Origin of the sequence: Streptomyces sp. NPDC006872 (genome assembly GCF_040635845.1) — a bacterium.
In the GTDB taxonomy this organism is placed as follows: Bacteria; Actinomycetota; Actinomycetes; order Streptomycetales; family Streptomycetaceae; genus Streptomyces.
Window position 1 is genome coordinate 159,279 of sequence record NZ_JBEYIL010000012.1, and the last position, 26,333, is coordinate 185,611.

General features: G+C 68.8%; 24 protein-coding genes. 5 read left to right on the top strand and 19 right to left on the bottom strand.

Going from position 1 to position 26,333, the window contains the following annotated elements:
- Positions 1-46 precede the first annotated feature (46 nt).
- Together ABZ725_RS32495 and ABZ725_RS32500 are read left to right on the top strand one after the other, a co-directional pair.
- Positions 47-1,489 carry a GAF domain-containing sensor histidine kinase gene (locus ABZ725_RS32495; protein WP_358806060.1) on the top strand — a complete coding sequence of 481 codons (1,443 nt, stop codon included), beginning with the start codon at positions 47-49 and terminating at the stop codon, positions 1,487-1,489.
- On the top strand, positions 1,486-2,148 hold the full coding sequence (locus tag ABZ725_RS32500; protein WP_358806061.1) for a response regulator transcription factor: 663 nt from the start codon (positions 1,486-1,488) through the stop codon (positions 2,146-2,148). Before ABZ725_RS32495 ends, ABZ725_RS32500 begins: the two co-directional genes overlap by 4 nt.
- A gap of 68 nt (positions 2,149-2,216) precedes the next feature.
- Here ABZ725_RS32500 and purU read toward each other — a convergent pair whose 3' ends face one another.
- From purU to ABZ725_RS32515, 3 genes are all read right to left on the bottom strand, one after another.
- Complete coding sequence (purU, locus tag ABZ725_RS32505; protein ID WP_358806062.1) at positions 2,217-3,074, bottom strand: formyltetrahydrofolate deformylase; 858 nt, start codon at positions 3,072-3,074, stop codon at positions 2,217-2,219.
- A 26-nt stretch (positions 3,075-3,100) separates the two neighbouring features.
- Positions 3,101-4,384, bottom strand: coding sequence for a hypothetical protein (locus tag ABZ725_RS32510; protein WP_358806063.1), 1,284 nt, complete (start codon positions 4,382-4,384; stop codon positions 3,101-3,103).
- 245 nt (positions 4,385-4,629) lie between these two features.
- Positions 4,630-5,511 (bottom strand): bifunctional methylenetetrahydrofolate dehydrogenase/methenyltetrahydrofolate cyclohydrolase, encoded by an 882-nt coding sequence (locus ABZ725_RS32515; protein WP_351915103.1) that lies wholly within the window; start codon positions 5,509-5,511, stop codon positions 4,630-4,632.
- Between the two features lie 202 nt (positions 5,512-5,713).
- On the opposite strand from ABZ725_RS32515, the gene ABZ725_RS32520 reads away from it, so the two are divergent.
- Together ABZ725_RS32520 and ABZ725_RS32525 are read left to right on the top strand one after the other, a co-directional pair.
- Positions 5,714-5,860 (top strand): hypothetical protein, encoded by a 147-nt coding sequence (locus ABZ725_RS32520; RefSeq protein WP_358806064.1) that lies wholly within the window; start codon positions 5,714-5,716, stop codon positions 5,858-5,860.
- Between the two features lie 65 nt (positions 5,861-5,925).
- Positions 5,926-6,294: a signal peptidase I gene (locus ABZ725_RS32525; RefSeq protein WP_358806220.1), complete on the top strand. Its 369-nt coding sequence runs from the start codon at positions 5,926-5,928 to the stop codon at positions 6,292-6,294.
- A gap of 123 nt (positions 6,295-6,417) precedes the next feature.
- Here the strand turns inward: ABZ725_RS32525 and araD are convergent, their stop codons facing one another.
- The 10 genes from araD to ABZ725_RS32575 all read right to left on the bottom strand — a co-directional run bounded on the left by araD (position 6,418) and on the right by ABZ725_RS32575 (position 20,034).
- Positions 6,418-7,143: an L-ribulose-5-phosphate 4-epimerase AraD gene (araD, locus tag ABZ725_RS32530; RefSeq protein WP_358806065.1), complete on the bottom strand. Its 726-nt coding sequence runs from the start codon at positions 7,141-7,143 to the stop codon at positions 6,418-6,420.
- A 31-nt stretch (positions 7,144-7,174) separates the two neighbouring features.
- Positions 7,175-8,692: an L-arabinose isomerase gene (araA, locus tag ABZ725_RS32535; RefSeq protein WP_358806066.1), complete on the bottom strand. Its 1,518-nt coding sequence runs from the start codon at positions 8,690-8,692 to the stop codon at positions 7,175-7,177.
- 14 nt (positions 8,693-8,706) lie between these two features.
- A complete protein-coding gene (gene araB / locus ABZ725_RS32540) occupies positions 8,707-10,392 on the bottom strand; it encodes a ribulokinase (protein ID WP_358806067.1) in 1,686 nt (561 codons plus the stop codon).
- Positions 10,393-10,656: 264 nt separating this feature from the next.
- Positions 10,657-12,462, bottom strand: a complete 1,806-nt coding sequence (locus tag ABZ725_RS32545) for an RICIN domain-containing protein (protein ID WP_358806068.1) — start codon at positions 12,460-12,462, stop codon at positions 10,657-10,659.
- Positions 12,463-12,499: 37 nt separating this feature from the next.
- On the bottom strand, positions 12,500-14,680 hold the full coding sequence (locus ABZ725_RS32550) for a beta-galactosidase (protein ID WP_358806069.1): 2,181 nt from the start codon (positions 14,678-14,680) through the stop codon (positions 12,500-12,502).
- Positions 14,681-14,717: 37 nt separating this feature from the next.
- Complete coding sequence (locus ABZ725_RS32555; protein ID WP_358806221.1) at positions 14,718-15,614, bottom strand: carbohydrate ABC transporter permease; 897 nt, start codon at positions 15,612-15,614, stop codon at positions 14,718-14,720.
- Positions 15,615-15,646: 32 nt separating this feature from the next.
- Positions 15,647-16,588 carry a sugar ABC transporter permease gene (locus tag ABZ725_RS32560; protein WP_358806070.1) on the bottom strand — a complete coding sequence of 314 codons (942 nt, stop codon included), beginning with the start codon at positions 16,586-16,588 and terminating at the stop codon, positions 15,647-15,649.
- An 81-nt stretch (positions 16,589-16,669) separates the two neighbouring features.
- Positions 16,670-18,067 (bottom strand): sugar ABC transporter substrate-binding protein, encoded by a 1,398-nt coding sequence (locus tag ABZ725_RS32565; RefSeq protein ID WP_358806071.1) that lies wholly within the window; start codon positions 18,065-18,067, stop codon positions 16,670-16,672.
- A gap of 370 nt (positions 18,068-18,437) precedes the next feature.
- Positions 18,438-19,580, bottom strand: a complete 1,143-nt coding sequence (locus ABZ725_RS32570) for a LacI family DNA-binding transcriptional regulator (RefSeq protein WP_358806072.1) — start codon at positions 19,578-19,580, stop codon at positions 18,438-18,440.
- 94 nt (positions 19,581-19,674) lie between these two features.
- Complete coding sequence (locus ABZ725_RS32575; RefSeq protein ID WP_358806073.1) at positions 19,675-20,034, bottom strand: hypothetical protein; 360 nt, start codon at positions 20,032-20,034, stop codon at positions 19,675-19,677.
- A 480-nt stretch (positions 20,035-20,514) separates the two neighbouring features.
- Between ABZ725_RS32575 and ABZ725_RS32580 the strand changes: the two genes are divergently transcribed.
- Positions 20,515-21,024, top strand: coding sequence for a nuclear transport factor 2 family protein (locus ABZ725_RS32580; RefSeq protein WP_358806074.1), 510 nt, complete (start codon positions 20,515-20,517; stop codon positions 21,022-21,024).
- Positions 21,025-21,036: 12 nt separating this feature from the next.
- On the opposite strand, the gene ABZ725_RS32585 is transcribed toward ABZ725_RS32580, so the two are convergent.
- From ABZ725_RS32585 to ABZ725_RS32610, 6 genes are all read right to left on the bottom strand, one after another.
- Complete coding sequence (locus ABZ725_RS32585) at positions 21,037-21,699, bottom strand: TetR/AcrR family transcriptional regulator (protein WP_358806075.1); 663 nt, start codon at positions 21,697-21,699, stop codon at positions 21,037-21,039.
- A gap of 103 nt (positions 21,700-21,802) precedes the next feature.
- Entirely contained in the window at positions 21,803-22,576 is a 774-nt protein-coding gene (locus ABZ725_RS32590; protein ID WP_358806076.1) for a TetR/AcrR family transcriptional regulator, read from the bottom strand.
- A gap of 142 nt (positions 22,577-22,718) precedes the next feature.
- Positions 22,719-23,255 (bottom strand): NAD(P)H-dependent oxidoreductase, encoded by a 537-nt coding sequence (locus tag ABZ725_RS32595; RefSeq protein ID WP_358806077.1) that lies wholly within the window; start codon positions 23,253-23,255, stop codon positions 22,719-22,721.
- An 80-nt stretch (positions 23,256-23,335) separates the two neighbouring features.
- A complete protein-coding gene (gene mmsB / locus ABZ725_RS32600) occupies positions 23,336-24,259 on the bottom strand; it encodes a 3-hydroxyisobutyrate dehydrogenase (RefSeq protein WP_358806078.1) in 924 nt (307 codons plus the stop codon).
- Positions 24,256-25,347: an enoyl-CoA hydratase/isomerase family protein gene (locus ABZ725_RS32605; protein WP_358806079.1), complete on the bottom strand. Its 1,092-nt coding sequence runs from the start codon at positions 25,345-25,347 to the stop codon at positions 24,256-24,258. Before ABZ725_RS32605 ends, mmsB begins: the two co-directional genes overlap by 4 nt.
- Before the next feature lie 72 nt (positions 25,348-25,419).
- Entirely contained in the window at positions 25,420-26,181 is a 762-nt protein-coding gene (locus ABZ725_RS32610) for an SDR family NAD(P)-dependent oxidoreductase (RefSeq protein ID WP_358806080.1), read from the bottom strand.
- Positions 26,182-26,333 lie beyond the last annotated feature (152 nt).

Here is a 26,333-nt window from a genome sequence, read left to right on the forward strand (position 1 = left end):
CACCGACGGTTCGATCCGATGGGTCAACCGGAGCGGAGCCTGCATCATGCACCGGCCGCAACACGATCTGACCGGGCTGCCCGCCCCCTTCCAGCTGCGGAACCCGGTCGGTGTGGGCTCCGAACGGCGCGAGGAACCAGCCGAAGCCGTGTGCGTGTGGTCGGCCGGCGCCCGGGGCCCCCGCCGGCTGGCCTACACCGAGGGCGTCCGCATCGACATGTGCCGCGACGGCATCGTCACCGCCGTCAGCTTCCGCGACGTCACAGAACAGCAGCACCAGCATCGGCGGGTATCGGCCCTCGCGCGCACCGCCGCAACCGTGGCGTCGGACAGCTCGCTGGAGAAGGTGCTCGAGGCCATGGCTGTCGAGGTCCAACGCTCGCACGGGGTCGCGGGTACACAGATCATGACCTTCGCCCCGCAGGGGGACGGGCTGCGCCTCATGGGTGCTGCCGGCTTTGCCGACGTGGAACGTTTCTTCGATCTACTCATGGCATCACGTGACCGGGGCGCCGATCTGGCCACCCACCGGAGCATGAGCGAGCGCAAGCAATATGTGGTGCCGGGGCGCCGGGCCCAGATGCTCGCCGACCCCGCCTGGGAGCCACTGCACGCGTACGTGTCCCAACTGGACTGGGACGACTTCGTCAGCACTCCGCTGCTGTCACGGGGAAAGGCACTCGGAGCGCTCAACGTCTACGTTGCGTCGGGCTTCCAGGCGACTCCCGTCATGCTGGACTTCCTGCATTCCATGGCCGAACAGGCGGCACTGGCCGTGGACTACGCCACCCTCATTCATCAAGGTCGTCTGTCCGCACGCAGTGAGGAGCGCGCACGGCTGGCTCGGGAACTCCATGACTCGGTCGTGCAGCACGTCTTCTCCATCGGGATGCAGGCCAAGGCCCTCCAGGGCATCGCGCGTCGCCTCTCCGGTCCGTACGAAGAACGCCTCGCGACCGTGGCCATGGAGCTGACCGATCTCGTCGACTCCGTGCAGCGTGATCTTCGCGGCGTCATTCTGGCCCTTCAGCCGCCGGTGTCGGCGAAGCTCGGTCTGCTGCCGGCACTCAACGCCCTCGCCGAAGGCATCGAACGCCGGTACGACGTGACGGTCGATCTGGACATCGAGGCCTTGCTGGACGAGGGCGTGGGGGACGCCGACCTGCGCGAAGACATGTACCGGATTGTCAGCGAGGCCCTGCACAATGCGGTCAAACACGCGGCGCCCACGATCGTCCGAGTGGTCGCGGAGGTCGACCGCGAGCGGGGCGTCGTACGGATCGACGTGAGCGACGACGGGCGAGGGGTGTCGGCCGTCGGGGCCGTCGGGAGCAACGGATTCGGCCTGGTCTCCATGCGCGACAGAGCGAGCAGATGGGGCGGCGGAGTCTTCCTGACAGCGGCGCACGCGGGATCGGGTACGCGAGTACGGGTCGAGTTGCCGACGGCGTCCGGCCGGACGGACAAGGAGCGGGAGGACAGCGCATGAGTGAGCGGACGAAGGACATCACCGTTTTCGTCGTCGACGACCACGCGGTGGTCCGCCGGGGGATCGCGAGCTTCCTGGAGTTCGTTGACGACATCACCTTGATCGGTGAGGCAGCGGACGGACAGGAGGCGCTGGAGAAGCTTGACGCGATGAGCGCTTACGGTGAACTTCCCGATGTCGTACTCCTCGACCTGCACATGCCGCGGCTGGACGGGGTCCAGACGGCGGCTGTGCTGGCCGAGCGCCATCCTGCGGTCCGAACGGTCGTCCTGACCAGCTTCACGGAGATGGAACGCGTCCACGCCGCGCTGGCTCATGGTGTGTCCGGGTACGTACTCAAAGACGCCTCGTCCGACGAGGTGGAGGCGGCGATCAGGGCCTCGCAGAGGGACGAGGTCTTCCTGGACACGGCCATCGCGCGCAGGCTCACCCAGCGGCTTGTCACCCCGTCCGCCGGTCTGGGATCCCTCAGCGCCCGGGAACGCGAGGTCCTCCGCCTCGTCGGCGGCGGCTTGTCGAACCGTGCGATCGCCGACCGGTTGGCGATCAGCGAGCGAACCGCACGTACCCATGTCAGCAAGCTGCTGGCCAAGCTGGGTCTCAGCTCGCGCACCCAAGCTGCGCTGGTGGCTGTCCGGGAAGGGCTGGTGGCTCCCTAGAGATCCGGGAGGCCGGCGCACCGGGAGGGGCGGCGCGTGAGACGGACTGTCACATCACCCGGACCGGGTCAGTCCGAGAACACCACGCTGGTCCGTCCGTTGCGAAGCACACGCCCTTCGACGTGGTGGAGCACCGCCCGGGCCAGTACCCGCCGTTCGATGTCGCGGCCCTTGCGGACCAGCTGCTCCGGGGTGTCCCGATGGCTGACCGGTTCCACGTCCTGGGCGATGATCGGTCCCTCGTCGAGGTCGCCGGTCACGTAGTGGGCCGTGGCGCCGATCAGTTTCACACCACGCTGGTGGGCTTGGTGGTAGGGCTTGGCCCCCTTGAACCCCGGCAGGAACGAGTGGTGGATGTTGATGCACCTGCCCTCGAGACGGCCCGCGAGCTCGTCCGACAGAATCTGCATGTACCGCGCCAGCACCACGAGTTCGACGCGGTACTCGTCCACCAGCGCGAGCAGCTTGGCCTCCTGCTCCGGCTTGCTCTCCTTCGTCACCGGCAGATGGTGGAAGGGAATGTCCCCGAAATCGACGTGCTGATAGACAGCCTGTGGGTGGTTGGACACCACACCGACGATGTCCATCGGCAGTTCACCGATGCGCCACCGGTACAACAGGTCGGTCAGGCAGTGATCAAGTTTCGAAGCCATGATCAGAACCCGCATGCGTTCGTTCCTGCCCCGCACCGACCATATGGCGTCCAGGGGGGTGAGACTCGCGGAGACGTTCTCCTCGACAGAGGTCTTGGGCACTCCGGCCGGCACCTCGAACGCGATGCGGCAGAAGAAGCGGTCGGAGATCCCGTCATTGAAGTGATGGGCGTCCTGGATGTTGCCGCCGATGGCCAGGAGACCCGTGGTGACGCGGCTGACGACTCCTGGGCGGTCCTGGCAGGCGAACGTCAGAGTGAACGAGTTGGGCATGGTGTCGGCTCTCGTCTTTCGGATGATCACGCCTGGTGGAGGTCCGCGTGGCGCTTGTCGGGCTTGTAGGGGGCGGGAGCAACAGTTGCGCGAACCGCCTTCTGCGGCCCGTCAGGCGTTCCCCAGTGCACGACGACCTCGGTGCCCGGCTCGCTGTGCGCGACGTCGATGGTGCACAGGGACAGCATCTGCCGGTAGTAGTAGCTGTACCCGCGGGATGTGGCGACGCCCACGAGGTCGTCGCCACGCGTGACTTTGTCCGCCCACATGTAACCGCGCTGGTCGCGCGGCATGTCCATGAACGAGTAGTGCTCGCCCTTGCCGAAGAGCGAGGCGAAGACGTCCACGACGTCGTCACTGTTCCACACGAGGGTCCGTATGACGCGGCGCGGATCGGCCTTCTCCGCCTCCAGCGCCTCACGGCCGAGGAAGTCGTGGTCGAACTTGATGTTGCGGCCCCAGCCCAGCTCGACGGGGCTTCGGTAGTAGTCGCTGATGTCGGTCCCGTCGTAGGAGCCGGCGATGTAGGCGGGCTGGGCGAACGCCGGCATGGAGGCTGTGAAGACCTTGCGGTAGTCCGCCATGTCCTCGTCGAAGATGGCCGGGATGTAGTCCGTGGCGATCGTCGGGAAACACGCCTCCAGATGGTTGATCATGGTGGTCCGGGCCCCGAGCTTCCGGATCCCGAACTCCTGACCGGCCTCGACGATGCGGTCGTAGACGTCCTGCTTGAATTCCATCGGCCCCTGAAGTTCGAAACCGATCTCTCCGGCCATGCCCTGGCGCAGGGCCCAGATCTCGTGTCCGGCGACCGTGATCGTGTTGACCCGCATGAAGCCGGTGTCCCGCAGGTTCGAGTTCCCCGCCACCTTCTCCAGGACGTTGATCGACTTGGGGCCTGAGACCTGGAGGATGAACCAGTCCTCGCGCTCGATCTTGACGTCGTAGTCGGTCTGCGACCGGTAGTGGTCGACCCAGAAACCGCCACGTCCGTGCAGCACGAATTCCTCGTCGCCGAAGCGGGTCAGGATTCCCTCGTGTATGACCTTGCCGTCCTTGTTGGTGTGGATGGCATGCTTCGACTGCCCCATCGCGAACGAGGCCAGGCTGTTCACGGTGATGTCACCGAGGAGGGCGAGGGCGTCCGGGCCCGTGATGCGATGCTGCCACAGGAACGACCAGTCCCCGATGTAGCAGGCTTCCTTCCACGAGAGGCTCTCGTCGAGCCAGTCGGTGTATTCCGGCTGGCCGAAGCGGCTCCAGGCGTATCCCTCCGGGGGCTGACGCATACCGCTGACGGTGTAGTTCATGTCGTCCTCATTTCACGAATCGACTCACGAACCGACCAGGACGGTCGGCACTGACCGACGCTAGGCCCATGGCCGGGTACTCCGAATCGCTCCTATGGCTCCACTTGGCCTGGCGTTTGCCCGACGCACGACGCGACAAATGACGTACGGCTGCCGCAGGCCGGGCGAGTGTGCGGTGGTGGGTGATGGGGGGCGCACGAGTGGCAGACCTCGAACGTCCTGGTGCAGATGTTCGCGTGGGCATCTCAGCGAACGGTCAGCGATCGTTCCGCAGCCTCGACCACGTTGGTCATGAGCATGGCCCGGGTCATGGGGCCCACGCCGCCGGGCATCGGTGCGAGCATGTGCGCGGTGTTGCCCACGTCCGCGGAGACGTCACCGACGATCCCGGCCTCGGTCCGGGTGATGCCGACGTCGAGGACGACGGCACCGGGCCTGATGTCGTCGGCCTGAACCAGCGCCGCCGCACCGGCGGCGGCGACGACGATGTCGGCACGCCGGGTATGGGCCGACACATCACGTGTCTCCGCGTGGCACATCGTCACCGTCGCGCTCTCCGTGTGCCGGGTCAACAGCAGGGCCAAGGGCCGGCCTACGGTTACTCCGCAGCCGATGATGACGACATCGGCGCCGGTCAGCGGAACGCAATACCGGCGCAGCAGCTCGACGATGCCGCGGGGTGTACAGGGCAGCGGCGCCGGCGTGCCGATGAGGAGTCGCCCGAGATTCGTCGGATGCAGACCGTCGACGTCCTTCTCAGGAGCCACGCTCTCCAGTACGGCTCCTCGGTCGATCGCCGCCGGGAGCGGCAACTGCACGATCAGGCCGGTGCAATGGGGATCCGCGTTCAGTTCGGTCACCGCTGAAACGACGTCATCTTCGGTCGCGGAATCCGGCAGTTCGACCCGCAGGGACCGGATGCCGATCTCCTCGCAGTCACGGTGCTTGCCGGCCACATAGGCCGCGCTTGCGGGGTCGCTGCCGACCAGCACGGTTGCCAGCCCTGGCCTGACGCCGCGCTCGGTCAAATGTGAGACGCGTTCCTTGAGCTCCGCCCTGATCGACCGAGCAGTGCCCCTCCCGTCCAGAAGGTGTGCCGTGGCCGGTCGGCCGGCCTGGATCGTCATCGCACACACGAGAACCACCTTTCGTCGACCGCATCGGACGGCGCCTCACCTCGTCGGACTCCGTCGCCTCGGTCGGATCACAGCGGCGCACCTGGAAAGTCATCCGCTCTTTTCACGCTAGAGGCGCCGCCACGCAAGGGCATCGGGCACACGACGCGTGAGACTCGCCGCTCACGCCACACGTGATGAGGACAATTGACGTATGCCCGCCCTCGTGTCGATCATCGAGTCCTCTCCGGCCGCGGAGAACTTACTCGGCGGCACCGGGGACGCGGCGGGCTGCCGGGCAGGCCAGGGCAAGCCGCTGCACTTGCGCATGGCGCGGTACGAATTGTCGAGTTCACCATGAGCGGCGCCGCTTCGGAATCGGAGCGCGGTACTTCGATTTCCAATTCGGCTGATATGGTCCGGGTTATGAATGACGGCGTTTATGTGGGAAATGCGGGCAAGGATGCACCGTTGGACCGGGGATGGCTGCTTGGGCATTTCAAGGAAGTCGATGATCCTCGTCACACCCGGGCAGTGGAGGTCAAATGGGGTGTTCATCCACGTGGTGACGAACGGCTGCAGTGGGTGAGGGGTGAAGAGCGAACGGCGCTCCTGGTCCTCATCAGCGGCCGATTTCGCGTGGATTTCCCGGGGCGGAGCGTTCTTCTGGAGCGGCAGGGAGATTACGTTGTCTGGGGTCGTGGAGTCGACCACTCTTGGTTTGCGGAGGAGGAATCCGTATTGTTGACGGTTCGATGGCCGTCTGTATCTGGTTATGCGGTGAAGCGGGAATAGCGGGTGGGGTCGAGAATTAAGCCCTGCTTGGTGTGGTCCGGTTCTCACCGGGTTGAACGAAGCGGCTCCAGCCGACCGTAGCTGGTCGGTTGGAGCCGGCCCGTTTGTGACGGACAGGGCTTGTCACGTGGAGGCCGCCATCTCCGGGTTCCCGTAGTAGGCGTCGGGGCCGTGTTTACGGGTGTAGTGGCGGTTCAGGAGATGTGGGGGCGGCGGGGCCGACGGAGACAGGGCCAGCGTGTGGATGGCGATGTCGGCGACGGCCTCGCAGATGATGGCGTGTTCGAGGGACTTGCGGGCGTTGGAGCCCCAGGTGAACGGGCCATGGTTGGCAACCAGTGCGGCGGGGACCTCGACCGCTTTCCGGTCGTCTTCGTGCAGCGTGTCCACGATGATGCGGCCGGTGTTGTACTCGTAGTCCTTCGCGCACTGCTCGGCGGTGAGGTCGGGGGTGCAGGGGATGGGGCCGTTGAAGGTATCGGCGTGGGTGGTGCCCAGGACGGGCACGTCGCGTCGGGCCTGGGCGAAGGCCACCGCGTGGGTGGAGTGGGTGTGGGTGACCCCTCCGATGGACGGGAACGCCAGGTACAGGCAGCGGTGGGTCTCGGTGTCGGTGGAAGGGCGGAGGTTTCCGTCGACGACAGCGCCGTCGGAGAGACGGACGGTCACCAGGTGGTCGAGGGTGAGGTCCTCGTAGGGGACTCCGGAGGGCTTGATCACGAAGACCCCGGCCTCGCGGTCGACGCCGCTCACGTTGCCCCAGGTCAGCGTCGCCAGTCCGACCTGGGGGATGGCCAGGTTGGCGTCCAGTACCTCTTGCCGCAGGCCGTCGCGGACTCGTGCGGTCATCGGGGGTTCTCCTTGGGTGTCGACATGGACGTCACAGGGCCTGGGCGAGGCGGTGGTACGCGGCGTTCCAGCGGACTTCCTTGGCGAACTGCTCGGTGGCGGTGTTCTCGTCGATGGTGAGCAGTTCGACGCCGGTCATGGCGGCGTAGTCGGTCAGGGTCTCCAGGTCGACGGCCGAGCTGAGGACGGTGTGGTGCGGGGCGCCGGCCAGTAGCCAGCTCTCGGCGGATTCGGCGAGTGAGGGGCGTGGTGTCCACACGGCCCTGGCCACGGGCAGACGGCGCAGGGGTTCGCTGGGCGCGATGACGTCGACGGCGTTGGCGGTGAGCCGGAAACGGTCGCCGAGGTCGGAGAGGCCGACGACCACGGCGGGGCCGGGGGCCGCGTCGAAGACCAGGCGGACGGGGTCCTCGCGGCCGCCGATGGACAGGGGATGGATCTCGCAGCGGGGGCGGGCGGCGGCGACCGAGGGACAGACCTCCAGCATGTGGGCGCCCAGCACTCGCGGGGTTCCGGGGCCGAGGTGGTAGGTGTAGTCCTCCATGAAGGAGGTGCCGCCGGGGAGTCCGGTGCCCATGACCTTCATCGTGCGCAGCAGGGCCGAGGTCTTCCAGTCGCCCTCGCCGCCGAAGCCGTAGCCGTCGGCCATCAGCCGCTGCACGGCGATGCCGGGCAGCTGACGCAGCCCGCCGAGATCCTCGAAGTTGGTGGTGAAGGCGGTGAATCCGCCCTCGGTGAGGAAGGCGCGCAGACCGAGTTCGAGACGGGCGGCGTACAGCAGGGAGTCGTGGCGGATGTTGCCGGGACGCAGGGCGGCCACGACGTCGTACGACTCGACGTACTCTTCGGCGAGTTCGGCGGCGGCTTTGCCCTCGACCGCGTCGACGACGGCGACCAGGTCGTTGACGGCGTAGGTGTTCACGGAGAAGCCGAACCGCAGCTGGGCCTCCACCTTGTCGCCCTCGGTGACGGCCACGTCGCGCATGTTGTCGCCGAAGCGCGCGAGGCGCAGGCCGCGCGAGGTCTGCCGGCCGACGGCGGCCCGCGCCCAGGCCGCCACGCGCCGGACGACCCTGGGATCGGTGGCGTGACCGGCGACGATCTTGCGGTCCACGCCGACCCGGGACTCGATGTGCCCGAACTCGCGGTCGCCGTGGGCCGCCTGGTTGAGGTTCATGAAGTCCATGTCGATGCTCGGCCAGGGCAGCGACAGGTTGTACTGGGTGTGCAGGTGCAGCAGCGGGCGGTCCAGGGCGCTGAGTCCGGCGATCCACATCTTGGCCGGGGAGAAGGTGTGCATCCACACGATCACGCCCACGCAGACGTCGGAGGAGCTCGCCTCCTGGCACAGCCGCCGGATCGAGTCGGCGTCGGTGAGGACCGGCTTCCACACGATCTTGACCGGGATCTTCCCGGGCCGGCCCAGGGTCTCGGAGATGCTGCGGGACTGTTCGGCGACCTGGTGCAGTATGTCGTCGCCGTACAGGCCCTGGCTTCCGGTGAGAAACCAGATCTCGTGGTCGGGGTAGGAGATGGTGTCGGTTTCCATGAGGGTTTCCCTGTTCAGGAGGCGGCGGATGCTTCGGCGCGGAGGTGGCGCAGTCGGTGCATGACCTTGTTGACCCCGCGGCCGAAGTAGTCGTGCAGGAGCCGGTATTCGGCGTACAGACGGTCGTAGGCCGCGGCCCGCTCGGGGTCGGGCAGGTAGGCCCCGCGGTGGACCTTGCCCATGGCGTGGGCCGCGGCCCGGATGTCCGGGTGCGCGCCGGCGGCGACAGCGGCGTGCATGGCGGCGCCGAGTGCCGGGCCCTGGGCGGAGCCGATGAGGCTCAGCGGACGGCGGGTGACGTCGGCGTAGATCTGCATGAGCAGGGCGTTCTTGGTCAGACCGCCCGCGATGACGAGCTCCTCCACCGGCACTCCGGCGGTTTCGAACGCCTCGATGATGGTGCGGGTACCGAAGGCGGTGGCTTCCAGCAGCGCCCGGTAGACGTCCTCCGGGCGGGTGGACAGTGTCAGGCCCACCAGGACGCCGCTGAGGTCGTGGTCGACGAGGACGGAACGGTTGCCGCTCTGCCAGTCCAGGGCGATCAGCCCGTGCTCGCCCACCCGCTGTTCGGCGGCGAGGGCGGTGAGGTGTTCGTGCGGGTCGCGGCCGAGCGCGGCGGCGTCCTCGGCGTACGAGGCGGGGAACCCGGTGCGGACGAACCAGCCGAAGATGTCGCCGACGCCGCTCTGCCCGGCCTCGTAACCCCATAGGCCCGGCAGGATGCCGCCGTCGACGACGCCGCACATGCCCGGTACCGAGGCTTGTCGGTCGGAGCTCATCACATGGCAGGTGGAGGTGCCCATGATGGCGACCATCTGTCCCGGCTCCACGGCCCCCGCCGCGGGTGCCGTCACATGGGCGTCGACGTTGCCGACGCACACCGTGATGCCCTCGGGCAGCCCCGTCCAGGCGGCGGCCTCGGCCGTGAGTGTCCCGGCCGGAGTGCCCAGTTCGCCGATCGGCTGGTCCAGTTTGGCGGTCACGAAGTCGGCGAAGTCCGGGTTCAGTGCCGTGAGGTAGTCGGTGGACGGGTAGGCGCCGTCCTGGTACTGGCCCTTGTACCCGGCGGTGCAGGCGTTGCGGACGTACGTCCCGCACAGCTGCCACACGATCCAGTCGGCGGCCTCCACCCAGCGCTCCGTCCGGCGGTAGACCTCCGGGTCCTCCTCAAGCATCTGAAGCGCCTTCGCGAACTCCCACTCCGAGGAGATCCGTCCGCCGTACCGCTCCAGCCAGGCCTCCTTGTGTTCGGCGGCCAGCGCGTTGATCCGGTCCGCGTGGCTCTGGGCGGCGTGGTGGCGCCAGAGCTTGGCGTAGGCGTGCGGGCGGCCGGCGAGTTCCGGTAGTTCACACAGCGGGGTGCCGTCGGCGAGCACCGGAAGGACCGTGCATGCGGTGAAGTCCGTACCGACGCCGATCACCTGCTCGGGCCGTACTCCGGAACGGCTCAGTGCTTCCGGCACCGCGTGGCGCAGGACGTCGATGTAGTCGGAGGGCACTTGCAGGGCCCAGTCCGGCGGCAGCCCTGTCCCGTCGGGCAGCGCGCGGTCCAGGACCGCGTGTGCGTACGCGTGCTCCGCCGTCCCCAACTCCGCCCCGTCGCGGACGCGGACCACCACGGCCCGTCCGGACAGGGTTCCGAAGTCGACTCCGACGACGCAGGGTTCGAGGCTCGCGCGGTCATCGTGCTGTGTGTTCACAACGGGCCGTCTTTCTGCTGAGAGATGGTTCTGGCGGGCGTACCACGAAGTCCAGGTCCGTGATGTCGGCCGACGTTCGGTACTACGAATGAGGGATGGGGAGGATGCGGTGGTACCAGGCATTTGGGCGACGCGTGGGCGGGGTGAGCGTCAGTCGCTCCCGCTGATTCCAGCGGTCCCTTGGCGGTGGGTCCGCAAGCGTGACTGCGCAGTCATGTCTACGCAGTCACACTCGACACGTCAAGAGTTCCCGGAAGGTGGGGCCTACTGGACGAGTTCCCAGTCCTGTGAGCCGTCCGTGAGCGCGGTCTGCAGGGTCAGCTGTGCCCCGGCGGTCGCGCCGGTCAGGTACAGGCTGGTGTTCTTGACCGACTGCAGTTTGTAGAAACCGTCGCTGGTCTTGACGAGGTTCCAGCTGCCGGTGGCGCTGTTGTCGACCCACTGGCCGATCTTCTGGCCGGCCGTGGCGTTGCCCGTCCAGATCGCCGCCGCGCGGCCGCCCGACTTGTTCAGCAGGCTCACGCCGCCGTTCGGCTCGGTCGTCACGTGCCAGTACTGGGTGTCCGCGTTCGCCGCCGACCCGGGGGCCTCCAGCCGGACGTCGGGAACGTCTGCGTTGCCGATGTTGGCGTCGTTGGTCTTGTTCCCGGTGCCGATCACCTGGTCGGTCTTGCGGTTCACCAGCTGGTAGTAGGCGCCGTCGGTGTGGCCGAGGTCGACCTCGGCGAACTTGAGCGTCGAGGTGCCCTGGTTGTTGAGGATCGAGATGCGGCCGGTGGCCTCGACGTACTGCAGGTTGCGGCTGTAGCCGGCCGCCGAGGTCGTCTGGTACTCCTTCCACGTGCCGTCGCTGCGTCCGCTGTCGTTGACCCAGACGTTGCCGCTGCCGGCGGCGTTGTAGACCAGGCGACCGCCGGGAAGTCTGATGAGGACCGGACTGCCGCCCGTCGTGAGGGCGTGGGAACCGGCGTCGAGCGGCAGGGCGGTGACGCCCGTGCCCGTGGCGGAGCCGGTGAAGAACTTCAGAGGGTCGTCGGCGAGCACGTATCGGGTGTTGGCTCCGCCGCCCCAGTACTCGAAGGGCAGCATCCACTTGCCGTCCGTCGTGCGGACGACGTTCGCCATGCCCGGCCGGCCGCCGCCGATCTCGGTCTTGCCGCCGCCCATGTTCTGGGTCAGTCCGGCGACGTCGACGACGGGGGCGCTCCACGAGGCACTGGTGCCGTCCCAGGTCTTGTGGGCGAGGATCTGGCCCTGAGAGTCCGTGGCGGTGTCGTTGGCGGGGTCCAGGGTGGGGACGCCGGTGGTCGCGTCGAAGCCGGTGTAGTCGTTCTCGTCGGAGTAGTAGCAGACGAGCTTGCCCTTGTAGACCATCAGGTACGGCTCCCAGACGGGGTCCACCTGGTGGTTGGTGTTGGCGGCCGCGATGTTCTGGCCGACCGCGCCCGCGCTGCCACCCTGCCAGCCGCCGGTCGCGACGACGTTCTCGACCTTCCAGGTCGCGCCGTCGTCGGTGCTGGAGTACAGGGCGATCGCCAGGTCCTTGCGGTCGCCGTCGTTGGTGGGCGTCCAGTTCGGGTCGGCCGCCTTGTGCTCCTTGTAGTAGTAGTCGTCGCCCGACACGACGCTCGCCAGGAGCAGCGTGCCCTGCTTCAGGTTCCCGACGTCCTGCGGGAGGACGTAGAGGTAGGGGTTGGTCCAGTTGCTGGTGTACTTCGCGTACTGCGGGTCGCTGGACAGATACGCCGGAGCCTTGACCTCCGACAGGGACTGCCAGGTCGTTCCGTGGTCGTCGCTCTTGTAGACCGGGAGGGTCTGCTTGTCGGCGCTGCCGGTCGCCGTCACGACCGTGGACTTCTCGAACGACGCGACCAGGCGTCCGCTGGGCAGTTCCGCCGACTTCGGGTAGATCGCGCAGTTGCCCCGCCCCTTCAGGCACGGCTCGCTGCCGAGCTGGTAGAGGGTTCCGCCCGTCGGGCTGTACGCCTGCGCGGTGGACGCGGGTATGGCCAGCATCACGGACACTCCGACGGCGCCTCCCAGCGCCTTCGCCAGCCTTCTTCTCTGCATAGCCCCTCCTTCGGGGATGACCACGGTGGTGCAGGTTCTAGGAACGGTTGTGGGTTTCGGAGGCAGCGGTGCCCTCGGGGTCGGCGGAGACGAACACGCGTACGTCCCAGGGGTCGAGGTCCAGCTCCGTGCCGGCGAGGACGGAAGTTCCGTTCAGTGCGTCGGACAGGTCCACCGGTACGGGGACGCTCGCCTGCTCCCAGCTCCAGTTGTGGACGATGTGGACGCGGCGGCCGTCGGGGGAGGTGCCGGTGGTCGCGGTGACCGTCGCCGGGAGGTCGCCCCAGGTGTGGCGGGCGGACGGCGTCAGCCACTCGGCCAGCGCCCGGGCGAGGTCGCGGCCGGGCACCGTGCCGACGTAGGTGATCCGGCCCGCGCCGTGGCGGCGGGTGGTGACGGCGGGCCAGCGGCCGAAGTGCGGGTGGTCGTAGGTGACCATCACCTCGGCGTCCGTGACGGTGAGGCCGTCGGCCCAGTGGGTCGCCGTCGCGCCCTCGGGGAGGGCGAGCGGTCCTCCGGGCACCTGCCGCACGGGGACCTCCCGGAGGAGGTTGCTGAACTCGTCGTAGCTGACGCCCGCGGCCTCGGTGAGACGCCCGGGGGCCCGCTCGGCGCGGGCGCGGGCCTCGTGGTCGGCGTAGCCGGTGCGCGGGCCGAGGACGAGGTGGCCGCCGGCTTCCGCGTAGGCCGCGAACCAGTCGAGCGTGGTGTCGGCGGCGAGATACAGGCCGGGGACGACGAGGACGGGGTGGCGGTGGGCGGCTTCCTGCGGGGTGAGGCCCTCCCGTTCGCCGCTCGGGTCGTGCAACTGGCGGGTGTGCACGATCCGCACCTGGCGGCCCGCGTCGAAGGCGCCCCGGTAGAAGGGGTCGAAGATGCGGTGGTAGGCCTCCGGGTCCGGCTCGCCGTCCGGTTTCGCGAGCGGCGGGTACTTCTGCATCAGCCACTTGCTGGGCGTCGAGTAGACCATCGTGAGGTCGGCGTCCGGTTCCAGTCCGGCGACGAGCTCCCCCGCCGCCTCGAACTCGCCGCCGAGCCGGGCGAGTTCGGCGTAGGTGCGACCGGGCTGTCCCGTGTGCGGGAGGATGCCGCCCCAGTAGGTCTCGGCGCCGAAGTGCAGGGTGTGCCAGTGCCAGTACTCGATCATGCGCGCGCCACGGCCGACGAGCGCCCAGGCCGCCTGGCGCCACTGTCCGTCGTAGCCGGGCCGGTTGTCCCACGGGAAGCCGATCGAGCCGGCGTTGGTCTCGGTGACGAGGAACGGCTCCTGGCGGGAGGAGAACATCCAGTCGGCGGTCTGGTACAGCGACCACACGCCGGTCGTCTGCCACTTCTGCTCGTGGCCGTCGGGGGTGGGGTCGGGCAGCAGCAGGCCGTCCTGCATGCCGTAGTACGGGTTGCCGGACGCGATGTCGAGCCGGTCGGTCAGCTCGTCGTCCTCCACCGCGGGGCGCTTGTACGAGATGCAGGTGGTGACGAAGTGCTCGGGCCCGGCGTACTCGCGGACGATGTCGGCCTGCCAGCCGATGAACTCGGTGACCTGGCGCGCCTGGAACTCCCGCCAGGCGACGTCGTACTGCGGCTGCGCGTTGCCGTCGGGGGTCCACAGGTCGGCCCAGGTGGACAGCCGGTGCGACCAGTAGACCAGGCCCCATTCGCGGTTGAGGGTCTCGACGTCGCCGTACTTCTCCCGCAGATGGTCCACGAAGCGCTGGAAGACGCCGTGGTTGTGGAAGAGCTCCAGGCCGGGTTCGTTGTCGACCTGGAAGCCGATGACCGCGGGGTGGTCGGCGTAGCGGGCGACGATCTTGCGGATGACCCGCTCGGCGTGGAAGCGGAACGCGGGGTGGGTGAGGTCGACCTCCTGCCGGGCGCCCCAGCCGATGCGCTCACCGGTCCGCCGCTCGCCCGTGATCTCCGGGTACTGACGGGCCAGCCACGGCGGGACCGCGTACGTCGGCGTGCCCAGGACGACGGAGATGCCGCGCTCGTGGGCGCCGTCGAGGACCGGCTGGAGCCAGTCGAGGTCGAAGCGGCCGTTCTCGGGCTCCCAGGTCGACCAGACCGACTCGCCGACCCGGATGACGGTGACATGGGCGTCGGCCATCAGGTCGAGGTCGGTCTTGAGGCGTTCGTCCGGCCGTTCGGTGCCATAGGGGGGTCGGTATTCGTGGTAGTACGCGGCGCCGAACAGGACGCGGGCAGGCAGAGCCGCCATGAAGGGAACCTCCGGAAGATATGGGGGGGTGGGGGAGTTACTGCTTGACGCCGCCGGCGGCCAGGCCGCTCTGCCAGTACCGCTGGAGCAGCAGGAAGGCCACGACGAGCGGCACGATCGAGATCAGGGACCCGGTGACGACGAGGGCGAGCATGTCGCTGCTGGCGCCGGCCCCGCCGTTCTGTGCCTGCGCGGCCCAGGAGGAGAGGCCGACGGTGACCGGGTACAGATCGGGGTCGTTGAGCATGATCAGCGGCAGGAAGTAGTTGTTCCAGGTCGCCACGAGGGTGAACAGCAGCACGGTGACCAAGCCCGGCGCGAGGAGTCGCAGCACGATCGTGCCGAAGATCCGTGCTTCCCCGGCGCCGTCGATACGGGCGGCCTCCAGAATGCTGTCCGGGACGGCGTCCTCGGCGTAGACGCGCATCAGGTACAGGCCGAAGGGATTGACGAGCGAGGGCAGGATGACCGCCCAGGGGGTGTTGACCAGGCCGGCCTTCGCGAAGAGCAGATAGGTCGGGATCGCCAGGGCGGTGGCCGGGACCATGACGGCGCCGAGGACGAGGTTGAAGGCGGCCCGGTCGCCGCGGAAGCGGAACTTGGCGAACCCGTACCCGCCGGCGGCCGCGAGCAGAGCGGCACCGACCGCGCTGACTCCGGCGTACACGACCGTGTTGAGCAGCCAGTGCACGAAGACGCCGTCGTCCTGGGTGAAGGTCTCCCTGATGTTGGTCAGCAGCTGCGGGGCGTGCGAGAACCACAGGCCGAAGCTGTTGAACAGGTCCTGGGTGCTCTTGGTCGAGGCGACCAGCAGCCAGAACAGCGGGAGCAGGAAATAGGCCAGGACGGCCAGCATGGCGATGGTGAGTGGGGTGCTGCGGCGCCGGGTGGCGGACCGGCGCCGAGCCGGTGCGGCGGGGGGCGGGTCCGTCACGGGGGCGGCCTTCGCTGTGGGGATCGTGCTCGTCACGGGGTCCTCCTGCGGTTCGCGGTGAGCAGGACGGCGTAGGAGGCGATCACGATGACGAGGCCGAGGAGGAAGGACACCGTGGCCGCGTAGTTGACCTGTTGGCCGGTGAAGGCGAGCGTGTAGGCGTAGAGGTTGGCCGTGTAGGAGCTGCTGATCACGTCCGGGGCGATGCTCATCAACAGCTTCGGCTCGTTGAACAGCTGGAAGCTGCCGATCACCGAGAACAGCAGGGTGAGCAGGATCGCGGGCCGGAGTGCCGGCAGTTTGATCGACCAGGCGACCCGCCAGGCGCCGGCGCCGTCCATGGCGGCCGCCTCGTACAGCTCCTCGGGGATGGTGCGCAGGGCGGCGTACAGGATGATCATGTTGTAGCCGACGAACTCCCAGGTCACGATGTTCGCCAGGCTGCCGAGCATCCAGCCGTCGCTGAGGAAGTCGGGGGCAGGCAGGCTGAGTTTGCGGCTGAGCTGGGCGAACGGGCCGAAGTCCGGGCCGTAGAGATAACCCCACATCAGGGCGGCGACCACGCTCGGCACGGCGTACGGGACGAAGATGCCGAGCCGGATCACGCGGGCGAGGCGGAGCAGGCCGCTGTCGAGCGCGAGGGCGAACAGCAGCGCGAGGAGCAGCATCAGCGGGACCTGGATCACGAAGAACAGCGCGACGCGCCCGATGCCGTGGAGGAACTGCGGGTCGCCCAGGGCCTGGGTGTAGTTGTCGAGGCCGACGAAAGCCGTTCCGCCGATCAGGCGCTCCTGGAAGAGGCTGAGGTAGGCGGCGTAGCCGAGCGGGGCGAGGAACAGCAGCAGGAACAGCACCATGAAGGGTGCGACGAACAGTGGCCCTGCTGCCCGGTGACGGCTTTTGCCGCCGCGGCCCCGACGGGTCGGCCCGTCTCGTCGCCGGCCTTTGGGGGAGGCCGCGGTTGTGGCAGTCATCATCGGCCCTTTCTGAGGAATGGGACTGTGCCGGTGGGTGGGGGGCAGGTCCCGCGCCGCCGCACGGGACCCGAGGGACCGTTACGGCGTCTTGACGGTGAAGCCCTGGCCCTTTGCGTAGGTGGTCAGCCGCGACTGCCAGGTGCCGAGCCCGCGGAGGGTGTCGGTCTTGTCGGCGAGGGACTTGCCGACCGTCTCCGTCCAGTCCGTCGCCGCCTGGTCGAGGAACGGCGGCCACTGGAAGGAGGGGTCGACCTTGGTGCTGATGTCGGCGAAGACCTGGTTGACCTTCTGGCCGCCGTAGAAGGCGGGCGCGTCTCCGAGGAAGGAGGCGTCGGCGAGGAGGGCCTTGGTGGCGGGGAAGAAGAACTGCTCGGTGGCGAACATCTTCGCGCTGGCCGGGTCGCTGTTGAGGAACTGCGCGAACATCGCGGCCGCGATGGGGTTCTTGGTGGAGCGGATCACGGCGGTCGTCGAGCCGCCCCAGTTGCCGGAGGAGGGCTTGGACGCGTCCCACTGGGGGAGCGGGGCCGCGCGCCACTTGCCCGCGGTCGCCTTGGCGGAACCGGAGAGGAAGGCCGGGCCCCAGGCCCCGGTGAGCCAGGTGGCGTACTTGCCCTTGTTCAGCGCGGCATACCAGGAGTCGGTGAAGTCCGGCTCCACGCCGATGACTCCCTCCTTGGCGAGCCCGCCCCAGTACGCGCCGAGCTTCCTCGACACCGCGTCGTCGACACTGATGGTGATGTCGCTCTTGCCGGAGGTGACGTACGGCTTGCCGCCCGCCTGCCAGAGCAGGCCGTGCCAGGCGGCGACCTGGTTGGCGGCGAGGTTGGTGAGGTACACGTCCGGGTCGGCCTTGTGCAGCTTGCGGGCCGCGGCGGCGAACTCGTCCCAGGTCGTGGGGACGTCGATGCCGTGCTCGTCGAAGATGTCCTGCCGGTACAGCATGCCCATCGGGCCGGTGTCCTGCGGGATCGCCCAGACCTCGCCCTTGCTCCCGCTGACCTGGCCCCAGGTCCAGTCGACGAACGTGGACTTGAGCGCGGAGGCGCCGTACGGCCGCAGGTCGAGGAGGCTGTCGGTGATGGTGAAGGTCGGGATGGCCTGGAACTCCATCTGCACCATGTCCGGGGCGCCGCTGCCGGCCTTCAGTGCGGTGCGCAGCTTGGTGTACTGGGGCGTGCCCTGGCCGGCGTTGACGACCTTGACCTTGACGGCCGGGTACTTGGCCTCGAAGAGCGCGACCTCCTTGTCGATGTTCGGGACCCAGGTCCAGAACGTCAGCTCGGTCGGCGTCTTCATCGCCTTGTCGATGTCGGCCTGGCTCACCGGCTTGCTGGAGCCGGAGGAACTGCCGGAGTCACCGCCGCCGCAGGCGGTGAGCGCCGCGCCGAGCGACAGGGCGCCCGTCGTGGCGAGGAACAGCCGACGGCTCATCGAAGAGGGGTCGGACATGGAGGTGGACGTGTTTCTGGGCATGGTGAACTCCCGCCGGTGGCGAAGATGACGGCACGCCTGGCAAGGGCGTGCGGAAGCGTGCTGGAAGAGAGGCGTGGACACGTCGACCGGGGCTCTGGAGCCGACGGGGGCCGGGTGCGTGTCCTCGTGGACCGGGGCCGATGAGCGTTCCGTGTGGGGAAGTGGAGACGGCGGCCGGAGAGGAATGCGGACGGAGCAGAGGCGGAGACCGTGTGGAAGCGTGGCTCAGCGGCTGCTGGGTTCAGGGGCGTCCCCGCGTCGATCGTGTGGCGGGGGCGTCTGAAGGGGCGGGGCGTGACCGGAGGAAGCGACTCGTCCTGGGATCACGCGCGGGCCTTGCGCATGTGCTGTCTGGGCTGATCGGTGCTGTTCAGTGGTGGCTGGGTGGGCCTCCGTTCGGCAGCGGCGGATGGTGTGCGCCCCCGCGGGAACGCGAGGCGGTACGCCGGCCACGAGCCGGAGGCGTCCGGCCCGGCGGAGGCGCGGTGGAGGCCCGCACGATCAGGTCGATCGGTGGGGCGCCGGCGGGCAGGGGGGCCGCGTCCGGGTTCTCGATGGCATGCACGAGTCGCTTGAGCCCCTCCTGCGCCACGGCGTCGAACGGCTGCCGCACCGTGGTCAGCGGAGGAGTCACATACGCGGCGACCGGAATGTCGTCGAAGCCGACGACACTGACGTCCTCCGGTACCCGCCGCCCGGCCTCGGTCAGGGCGCGGATCAGGCCGATCGCCATGTCGTCGTTGGCGGCGAACACCGCGGTGACGTCACGGTCTTCGGCCAGTTCGCGGCCCGCCGCGTAGCCGGACGCGGCCGACCAGTCACCCTCGACGACCGGCGGCACATCCCGGCCGTGCTTGGTAAGGGTCGCCCGCCATCCCTCGAACCGGTCGCGGGCGGCGTACCACCTCTGCGGGCCGGCCAGGTGATGGACCGTCGGATGGCCGAGCTCCAGCAGGTGCTCGGTGGCGGTGTGGGCCATCAGGTCGGCGCCGTCCCCCGCGGTCAGGACCGTGAGTGCGGTGACGGAGGAGGGCGCGCCGAGGACGAGGACCGGAACGTCGATGCGGAGGGAAGAGTCCCCTTCGGCACCGGCTTCGTCGATCGGTTCGGAGATGACGATGCCGTCCACGCCCTGATCGAGGAGCGAGTCCACGGCACCGGCCATGCCCGCCGGGTCGCCTTCCATCGTGTTGACCACGCGCAGCGCGTAGCCCGTGTCCCGGACGACCCGCTCGACACCCATGAGGAGCGAGGCGGGTCCGTACAGGGCGGTGCCCAGGGTCACCACTCCGATGGAGCGGGTACGCCCGGAGGCCAGTGCCCGGGCGGCGTTGTTACGCCGGTACCCGAGCTCTTCGGCGGCTTCGAGAACGCGTCGGCGAACCTCGGCGGAGACATACTGCTCGTCGTTGAAGACCCTCGACACCGTCTTCTGCGAGACCCCGGCCAGGCGGGCCACGTCCACGCTGCGCGGAGCCGAGGCGTTCCCGCTCCGTGCTGATCCTCGCGTCATGGTGTCTCCCGATGGCCGGATGTACGAGCCTGATGATGTCAGAACCGCACCTGACTGGCTACGCAGTCATGTCTGCGCTGTCATGTCTACGCAGTCATAAGGCCGCCGTCAAGAGTTCGGAACACATCCGTAACGCAGGCCTGGGACGACGCGGTGCTCGCGGTGGGCCGGTCGGCACGGTCTGCCGACAGGCAGCTCCGCGCCTGCCGCGGGGGCCAGTGCGTGCGAATGCCTCAGGTGCCCCTCGCGGGGACCGACACGCCCGACACCCATGCACCGGGCGACACGGATGGCGGGTCGGGCGCCGGCCCTCGCGGGGGACGGCGGCCAACAGGGCGCGGGTGTAGGCGTGTTCGGGTGCGGTGAGTACCTGGTCGGTGGTGCCGTGCTCGACGACCCGGCCCCGGTGCATCACGATCAGGTCGTCGGTCACCTGTTGCACCGAATCCGCCATGCGGGCGTCCAGGCCGACTCGAATTCTTTGTGCAGCCCGGTGGCTCCAGGACGGGAGTGGTCATGGTGCCGCCCGTCTGACCGACGCCGACGCTTTCAATTCGGCCGTGGTCTCGGACCGTTCGGCGTGGACTCCGGAGCGGTGGAGTTTTCGTCGCCGGTGAAGGCGGTGAGACCTGCGGCGGGGGAGCCGGGCCGGCGGCAGGGTGGCGATGATCTGCGTGCCCACGGGAGCGTCGCCGCAAGTAGGGACCGCCGATCCATGGACAAACTCTCCTCTCCCGCCCTGGCAGAGCTGCTTTTACGGTCGGTACTGCGGGGCGGTTCACCGGCCCGCAGGAGCGAAGGAACGGGGACGCCCCGCCGGCCAGTACCCGTTCTTCAGCGATTCGGCGTCGCCCATGGCGTGTCGGCCGTTCGTGTATCCGGTCGGACCACCTCGGTGGCGCGAACCAATTGTGTCCAACACCAGGAGATGACCATGAAGACCTCTGTCTCTCGCCGCCGAGCCGCCCTGGCTGCTGTCGGCGCGCTCACCGCAGTCACGCTCACCGTCGCCGGTACGGCCTCGGCCAGTCCCGAGGTCGTCGGCGGCCGGCACCGGCCGGAGAGCCAGGTGCAGCACAACGAGCGCGTCGCCGTTGCCTTCCTGGACCTGGCCTTCAACAAGAAGCAGCCTCAGGCGGCCGCGGACCGCTACGTGGGCGACGAGTTCATCCAGCACAACCCGCTGTCCGCCGACGGTACGAAGCCGTTCGTCGCGTATGTGACGTGGCGGACCACCCAGTCCCCGGACCTGAAGTTCGACTTCAAGCGGGTGTTCGGTGAGAAGGACCTGGTGGCGGTGCACTACAAGAGGACCTATGACGCGGCTGACCGCGGTGCCGCGGTGATGGACATCTTCCGGTTCGAGAAGGGCAAGATCGTCGAGCACTGGGACGTCATCCAGGACATCCCCGAGACGTCCGCGAACGACAACACCATGTTCTGAGCAGCCGCACAGTCACAAGCCGTACATGGTGCGGAAGAACTGGTCGATCTCCCGGCGGCCGGGGGCCGGTCGGGACAGTGTCTCGGCGCCGGGGGCACGCAGCCCGTCGAGGAGTACGCCGACACAGCGGTCGGTCAGGTCCGCCGCGGGGCCGTCGTCCTCGGCATCGGGCAGCCGTGGGGGGATCGAGTTGAGCATCAGGACGACGTCGTAGGCGGTCACGTCCTCGCGCAGGGCTCCCGCGCGCTGGGTCCGGGCCACCAGGTCTTCCAGGGCGGTCAGGAGCTGGGCGCGGATGTCGGCCAGTTCGGGGCCCGGTTCCTTGGCACGGCCCCGGGACACGGGGAAGAGCTGGCTGCTGCGCAGCCGCACCATGTGACGCACCACCCGGGCGAACGCGGTCCACGTGGCCGATTGTTCGGCCAGGGCTCGTCGCACCTCGGCCAAGCTCTCCTGCATCACCTTGACCGCGACGTGTTCCACCAGGGCGGTCTTGTTCGGGAAGTGCCGGTAGATGGTGCCCATGCCCAGACCGGAGCGCCGGGCGACCTCCGCGATCGACGCCTGGTAACCGAGGTCGGCGAAGACGTCCTGCGCGACCTGCAGGATCTGCTCGACGTTCTGACGGGCGTCGGCGCGCAGCGGACGCTCATCGGGGGGTGTGGACGGGCTCATGGGGCTCCGATGTCGGCCATCGTGCAGATCGACGGCCCGTACGTGAGAAGGACATGGACCTCGTCGAGGTCCTGGTGCAGTGGTGCGAGGGGTCCGAGGGATCCTAGGAGTCGTCGCGGGTCTGTTCGTCCAGTGTCCGTTCCAGGTAGTCGAGGTCCTGGCGCAGTAGTGCGAGGGCGGCCCTGGGGCCGGGTGTCTCGGGGGTCCTCAGGGTGGTCTGCTGCACCATGGCCAGCGCCAGTTCCGCGATCTGGTCCGCAGTGTCCTCCGGGTTCTGGCCGTGCTCGCCGCCCGGGTGGTGCCACCAGGCCACCCAGTTGCACATCCCGGCGACCGCGAGTGCCGCCGTGCGTGTCTCGACCGGACGGAACTGTCCTTTGAGGACGCCTTCGTCGATCACCTGGATCAGATGGCGCAGGGTGCTGCGCTGGGCGGCCCGCTGGGTCTCGGCCACGGCTGGCGGAAGGTCCGCCTCCGAGCGCAGCAGCAGTTGGAAACGGCTCGGCTGACTTGCCCGTTGCAGGGTGATCAGGTGTGCGATGCGGCGCAGCCGGTCCGCGGGATCGGAGTCGGAGTCCGCCGCGAGGGCCTCGATCTCCGCCGCCGGTCCTTCTGTCATCTCCTCGACGAGCTTGGCCAGCAGCTCGTCCTTGCTCTTCACGTAGTAGTAGAGGGCCGGGCGGGTGATGCCCATGGCCTCGGCGATGTCCCCCAGGTTGGTGCCGGCGAAGCCTCGCTCGGCGAACAGCCGGGACGCCTGTTCGAACATCTCGTTCTCGACGAGCTCGCGCCGGGCCGAGGGCCGACCGGTCGAAGTCTCCTTCGCCCCGCTGGTGGGTGCGGACTCGGCTGCGGCCTTTCGCGTGCTTTTCGTCATGAAGACGATGGTAGCGACGCCCGACACGCTGGAGCGGCATAAATTCTTTGCTGGTAGCGAATTTTTGACGTTGGAGTAGCGCGGGTCGGCCTCCGCCTGCCGGGCGGGAGATCCTTGCCCTCCTGGCCGGGCCCATCGCTGGTCAGGAGAAGGAAGACAGCAGCGCGCGGTACTGCTTGCCTGCGGACACGATGTCCTCGTGCGGGACGCCGAAGTTGGTGCCGTAGAGCTTGAAGACCGGCTGTATGTCGAACTGGCACAGGCGCAGCGTGCTGTCCCAGTTGTTGAGGAGTTCATCGGCGGTACGGCCGACCAGGCCCTCGTAGGTGTACTGGGCCTGCGTGCCGCCGATGGTGACGGCGACCATGCCCTTCTTGCCGGCCGTCCGGCTCCGTCTGCCCTCGTAGTTGAACGCCCAGCCGTGGGTCAGGACGGTGTCCTGCCACTGCTGGAAGAGGGGGGTGGTGTTGTACCAGTGCATCGGGTGCTGGAAGACGATGACATCGTGCTCGGCGATCAGGTCCCGCTCCGCGTCGCCGTCGACGGCGAAATCGGGGTACGTGGCGTAGAGATCGTGCACGGTCACGTGGTCGAGGTCCTTGACACCGTCGAGCAGTGCCGCGTTGTGCTTCGACCGGGACAGATCCGGATGGCCTACGAGGATGAGTACTTTCGACATGCTGGGCCGACCTTTTCGCTGTTTCCGGGGGAGGGGATCGGAGTCGGTGCCGGAAGAGTTCGTCTGTGCGGCGGCGCCGGTCACCCGGGACTGCTGCCGTCCGGTTGGCGCGTGATCTCCCCCTCCCTGATGACTCGTACGATCCCGGAGAAGTCCTCGTGCGCCCCCGCGCCCTGGGCGAACCCCGCGTACAACTCGGCCGCGCGCAGGCCCAGTTCGGCGTTCACTCCGCCGGCCCGGGCGGCGCTCGCGGCGAGCCCCAGGTCCTTGGCCATCAGCGGGGCGGCGAAACCGGGCCGGTAACCGTGACTGGCGGGGCTGGTGGGCACCGGACCGGGCACCGGGCAGTTGACCGTCAGTGCCCAGCACTGTCCGGAGGAGGTCGAGGCCACGTCGTAGAGCGCTTCGTGGGACAGACCCAGGCTCTCGGCGAGTACGAACGCCTCGCTCACCGCGATCATGGAGATGCCGACGATCATGTTGTTGCAGATCTTGGCCGCCTGGCCGGCGCCCGCGGGACCGCAGTGCACCACTTTGCGGCCCATGGCCGCCAGCAGCGGATCGGCCTGCGGGAGATCCTCCGCGCCACCGCCCACCATGAAGGTCAACGTGGCGTCCTCGGCACCGATCACACCCCCGGATACCGGCGCGTCCAGGGCGCGGTGACCGGCCCGGACGGCGGCCTCGTGGGCGGTGCGTGCGTCGGCCACGTCGATGGTCGAGCAGTCGATGAACAGGGTGCCGGGCGCCGCCGCCGCGAGCAGCCCCTCCTCCTGGTAGACGGAGAGGACATGGCGGCCGACGGGCAGCATGGTGATCACCGCATCGGCGCCCGCCGCGGCCTCCGCCGCCGACGTGACCACTTCGACGCCCGCCGCGGCTGCCGCCGCCCGCGCTTCGGGGGCCAGGTCGAAGCCGCGTACCCGGTACCCGGCCGTGACCAGATGGGCGGCCATCGGCCCGCCCATGTGGCCGAGACCGACGAAACCCACGTGTGCGTTCACTGGGGCACCTCCTGGAGGAAGTCATCGAGGGCGATGACGAGTTCCCGCTCGCCGAGCGGGGCGAAGAAGCGCGCCACGGTCTCGTCCGTGACGTCGCGGAGGGAGGCGGGGGACCAGCGTGGGGCGCGGTCCTTGTCGATGATCCGGGCCCGGATGCCTTCCACCAGATCGGGAGAGGAGAGCGCCGCACATGAGACCCGGTACTCCTGCTCCAGCACACGTTCCAGCGAGTCCAGGGAACGAGCCCGGCGCAGCGCGGCCAAGGTGACCTTGAGAGCAGTGGGCGACCGGGCCAGGATCGTGTCGGCGGTGGCCTTCGCCTCCGGGGCACCGCAGTCGAGCAGTCGGTCCACTATCTCCTCGACCGAGTCCGCGGCGTAGCAGTGATCGATCCAGTCCCGGTGCCCGGTCAGTGCACCGGCCGGTGGCTCCGCGGCGTAACGGGCGAGCCCCTCGGGCACGGGTGATCCGGCAAGGGAGGCGAGGAGCCCCGGCACCAGTACGGACGGCACGAAGTGATCGGCGAGCCCGCAGAGGACGGCATCGGCCGCGCCGACCGGAGCACCGGTCAGCGCCAGATGCGTACCGAGTTCGCCGGGTGCGCGTGCCAGCAGACAGGTGCCCCCCACGTCGGGGGCGAGGCCGATGGCGGTCTCGGGCATGGCGACCTGCGAGCGTTCGGTGACGATCCGTACGCTGCCGTGGGCCGACACACCGACCCCGCCGCCCATCACGATGCCGTCCATGACGGCGACATAGGGCTTGGGGAAGCGGGCGATCCGGGCGTTGAGACGGTACTCGTCGGCCCAGAAGGCAGCCGATGCCCTGCCGCCCCCGGTGCGTGCGTCGTCGTGGAAGAGGCGGATGTCGCCGCCGGCGCACAGGCCCCGCTCTCCCGCGCCGGTCATCACCACCGTCGCGACAGTCGGGTCGCGCGCCCAGGCGGCGAGCGCCGCGTCGATCGTGCGGACCATGGGGTGGGTCAGGGCGTTGAGCTTTTCGGGCCTGTTGAGAGTGATACGGCCGGCACGGCCTTCGACCCGCAGCAGTACATCGGTCTCGGTGGCGGCACCGCCGACCGGGGTCATCGGACAGTTCCCGGCGTGCCGTGGGCGACAGCGAAAGGCATGATCGTCTCGCTTCCTTCCCCTCCCTGCTGCTCAGTGCATGTCGGTGGGGCGGACCATGATGTCGTTCACGGTGACGCGGCGCGGCCGGGTGACGATGTACTCGATCGCGTCCGCGATGTCCTCGGGCCACAGCTTCTCCACGTCGGCCAGCCACTGCGCGAAGTGCTCCCGGACCGCCGGCCGCTGGTGATCGAACAACTCCGTGTCCACGGCCCCGGGTTCGACGATCGAGACCCGCACGTTGTGCGGAGCGGCCTCCTGGCGCAGGGCTTCGCTGAAGGTGTTCACGCCCATCTTCGTCGCGGCGTAGACGGCTGCGCCCCCGCGGGCCGTCCGGGCGGCGCCCGAGCTGACGTTGACCAGGTCGGCAACCCGGCGCGAGCTGCTCTCGGCCCCGCTGATCAGATGGGGGAGGGCCGCGTGCGAGACATGGAGCAGGCCCATCACGTTCAGTGAGACCATCCGCTCCCACTCCTCCACGGGAGCCTCGTCGGCGGGGCCGGTGAGCATCACCCCCGCGCAGTTCACCACGGTGTCCAGCCGTCCCAGCTCGGTCATCGTGCGCTCCACCGCGGTGGACGCCTGCTTGCGGTCGGTGATGTCCGCGTCCACGACCGTCACGGTGCCTCCCGCCGCGTTGATCTCGTCCGCCAGTTCCGTCAACCGGTTCTTGCGGCGTGCCACGAGCGCGACGGCGGCTCCTCGCGCGGCCAGTTGCCGGGCCGCGGCCCGGCCGATGCCGCTGCTCGCGCCGGTGACCATCGCTACGGTGCCGTCCAGTTGCTCAGCCATGTGTTCGGTACTTCCTTCCGGGAAACGCGGGTTGAGGAATCTGCCGAAGAGAGAGGGGCGACGAAGCGGCGGCCGGGCCCCGAAGGGCCCGGCCGCCGCCATGGATCACCCCGCGGCGGCCGGGGGGATGGTCATGTTGTGGCGGAGCAGGT

Coding starts and splice junctions, on each gene's coding strand:
- ABZ725_RS32495 (WP_358806060.1), top strand. CDS start 47: ATGCACCGGCCGCAACACGATCTGACCGGGCTGCCCGCCCCCTTCCAG.
- ABZ725_RS32500 (WP_358806061.1), top strand. CDS start 1,486: ATGAGTGAGCGGACGAAGGACATCACCGTTTTCGTCGTCGACGACCAC.
- purU (WP_358806062.1), bottom strand. CDS start 3,074: ATGCCCAACTCGTTCACTCTGACGTTCGCCTGCCAGGACCGCCCAGGA.
- ABZ725_RS32510 (WP_358806063.1), bottom strand. CDS start 4,384: ATGAACTACACCGTCAGCGGTATGCGTCAGCCCCCGGAGGGATACGCC.
- ABZ725_RS32515 (WP_351915103.1), bottom strand. CDS start 5,511: ATGACGATCCAGGCCGGCCGACCGGCCACGGCACACCTTCTGGACGGG.
- ABZ725_RS32520 (WP_358806064.1), top strand. CDS start 5,714: ATGCCCGCCCTCGTGTCGATCATCGAGTCCTCTCCGGCCGCGGAGAAC.
- ABZ725_RS32525 (WP_358806220.1), top strand. CDS start 5,926: ATGAATGACGGCGTTTATGTGGGAAATGCGGGCAAGGATGCACCGTTG.
- araD (WP_358806065.1), bottom strand. CDS start 7,143: ATGACCGCACGAGTCCGCGACGGCCTGCGGCAAGAGGTACTGGACGCC.
- araA (WP_358806066.1), bottom strand. CDS start 8,692: ATGGAAACCGACACCATCTCCTACCCCGACCACGAGATCTGGTTTCTC.
- ABZ725_RS32545 (WP_358806068.1), bottom strand. CDS start 12,462: ATGCAGAGAAGAAGGCTGGCGAAGGCGCTGGGAGGCGCCGTCGGAGTG.
- ABZ725_RS32550 (WP_358806069.1), bottom strand. CDS start 14,680: ATGGCGGCTCTGCCTGCCCGCGTCCTGTTCGGCGCCGCGTACTACCAC.
- ABZ725_RS32560 (WP_358806070.1), bottom strand. CDS start 16,588: ATGACTGCCACAACCGCGGCCTCCCCCAAAGGCCGGCGACGAGACGGG.
- ABZ725_RS32565 (WP_358806071.1), bottom strand. CDS start 18,067: ATGCCCAGAAACACGTCCACCTCCATGTCCGACCCCTCTTCGATGAGC.
- ABZ725_RS32570 (WP_358806072.1), bottom strand. CDS start 19,580: ATGACGCGAGGATCAGCACGGAGCGGGAACGCCTCGGCTCCGCGCAGC.
- ABZ725_RS32575 (WP_358806073.1), bottom strand. CDS start 20,034: ATGGCGGATTCGGTGCAACAGGTGACCGACGACCTGATCGTGATGCAC.
- ABZ725_RS32580 (WP_358806074.1), top strand. CDS start 20,515: ATGAAGACCTCTGTCTCTCGCCGCCGAGCCGCCCTGGCTGCTGTCGGC.
- ABZ725_RS32585 (WP_358806075.1), bottom strand. CDS start 21,699: ATGAGCCCGTCCACACCCCCCGATGAGCGTCCGCTGCGCGCCGACGCC.
- ABZ725_RS32590 (WP_358806076.1), bottom strand. CDS start 22,576: ATGACGAAAAGCACGCGAAAGGCCGCAGCCGAGTCCGCACCCACCAGC.
- ABZ725_RS32595 (WP_358806077.1), bottom strand. CDS start 23,255: ATGTCGAAAGTACTCATCCTCGTAGGCCATCCGGATCTGTCCCGGTCG.
- ABZ725_RS32605 (WP_358806079.1), bottom strand. CDS start 25,347: ATGACCCCGGTCGGCGGTGCCGCCACCGAGACCGATGTACTGCTGCGG.
- ABZ725_RS32610 (WP_358806080.1), bottom strand. CDS start 26,181: ATGGCTGAGCAACTGGACGGCACCGTAGCGATGGTCACCGGCGCGAGC.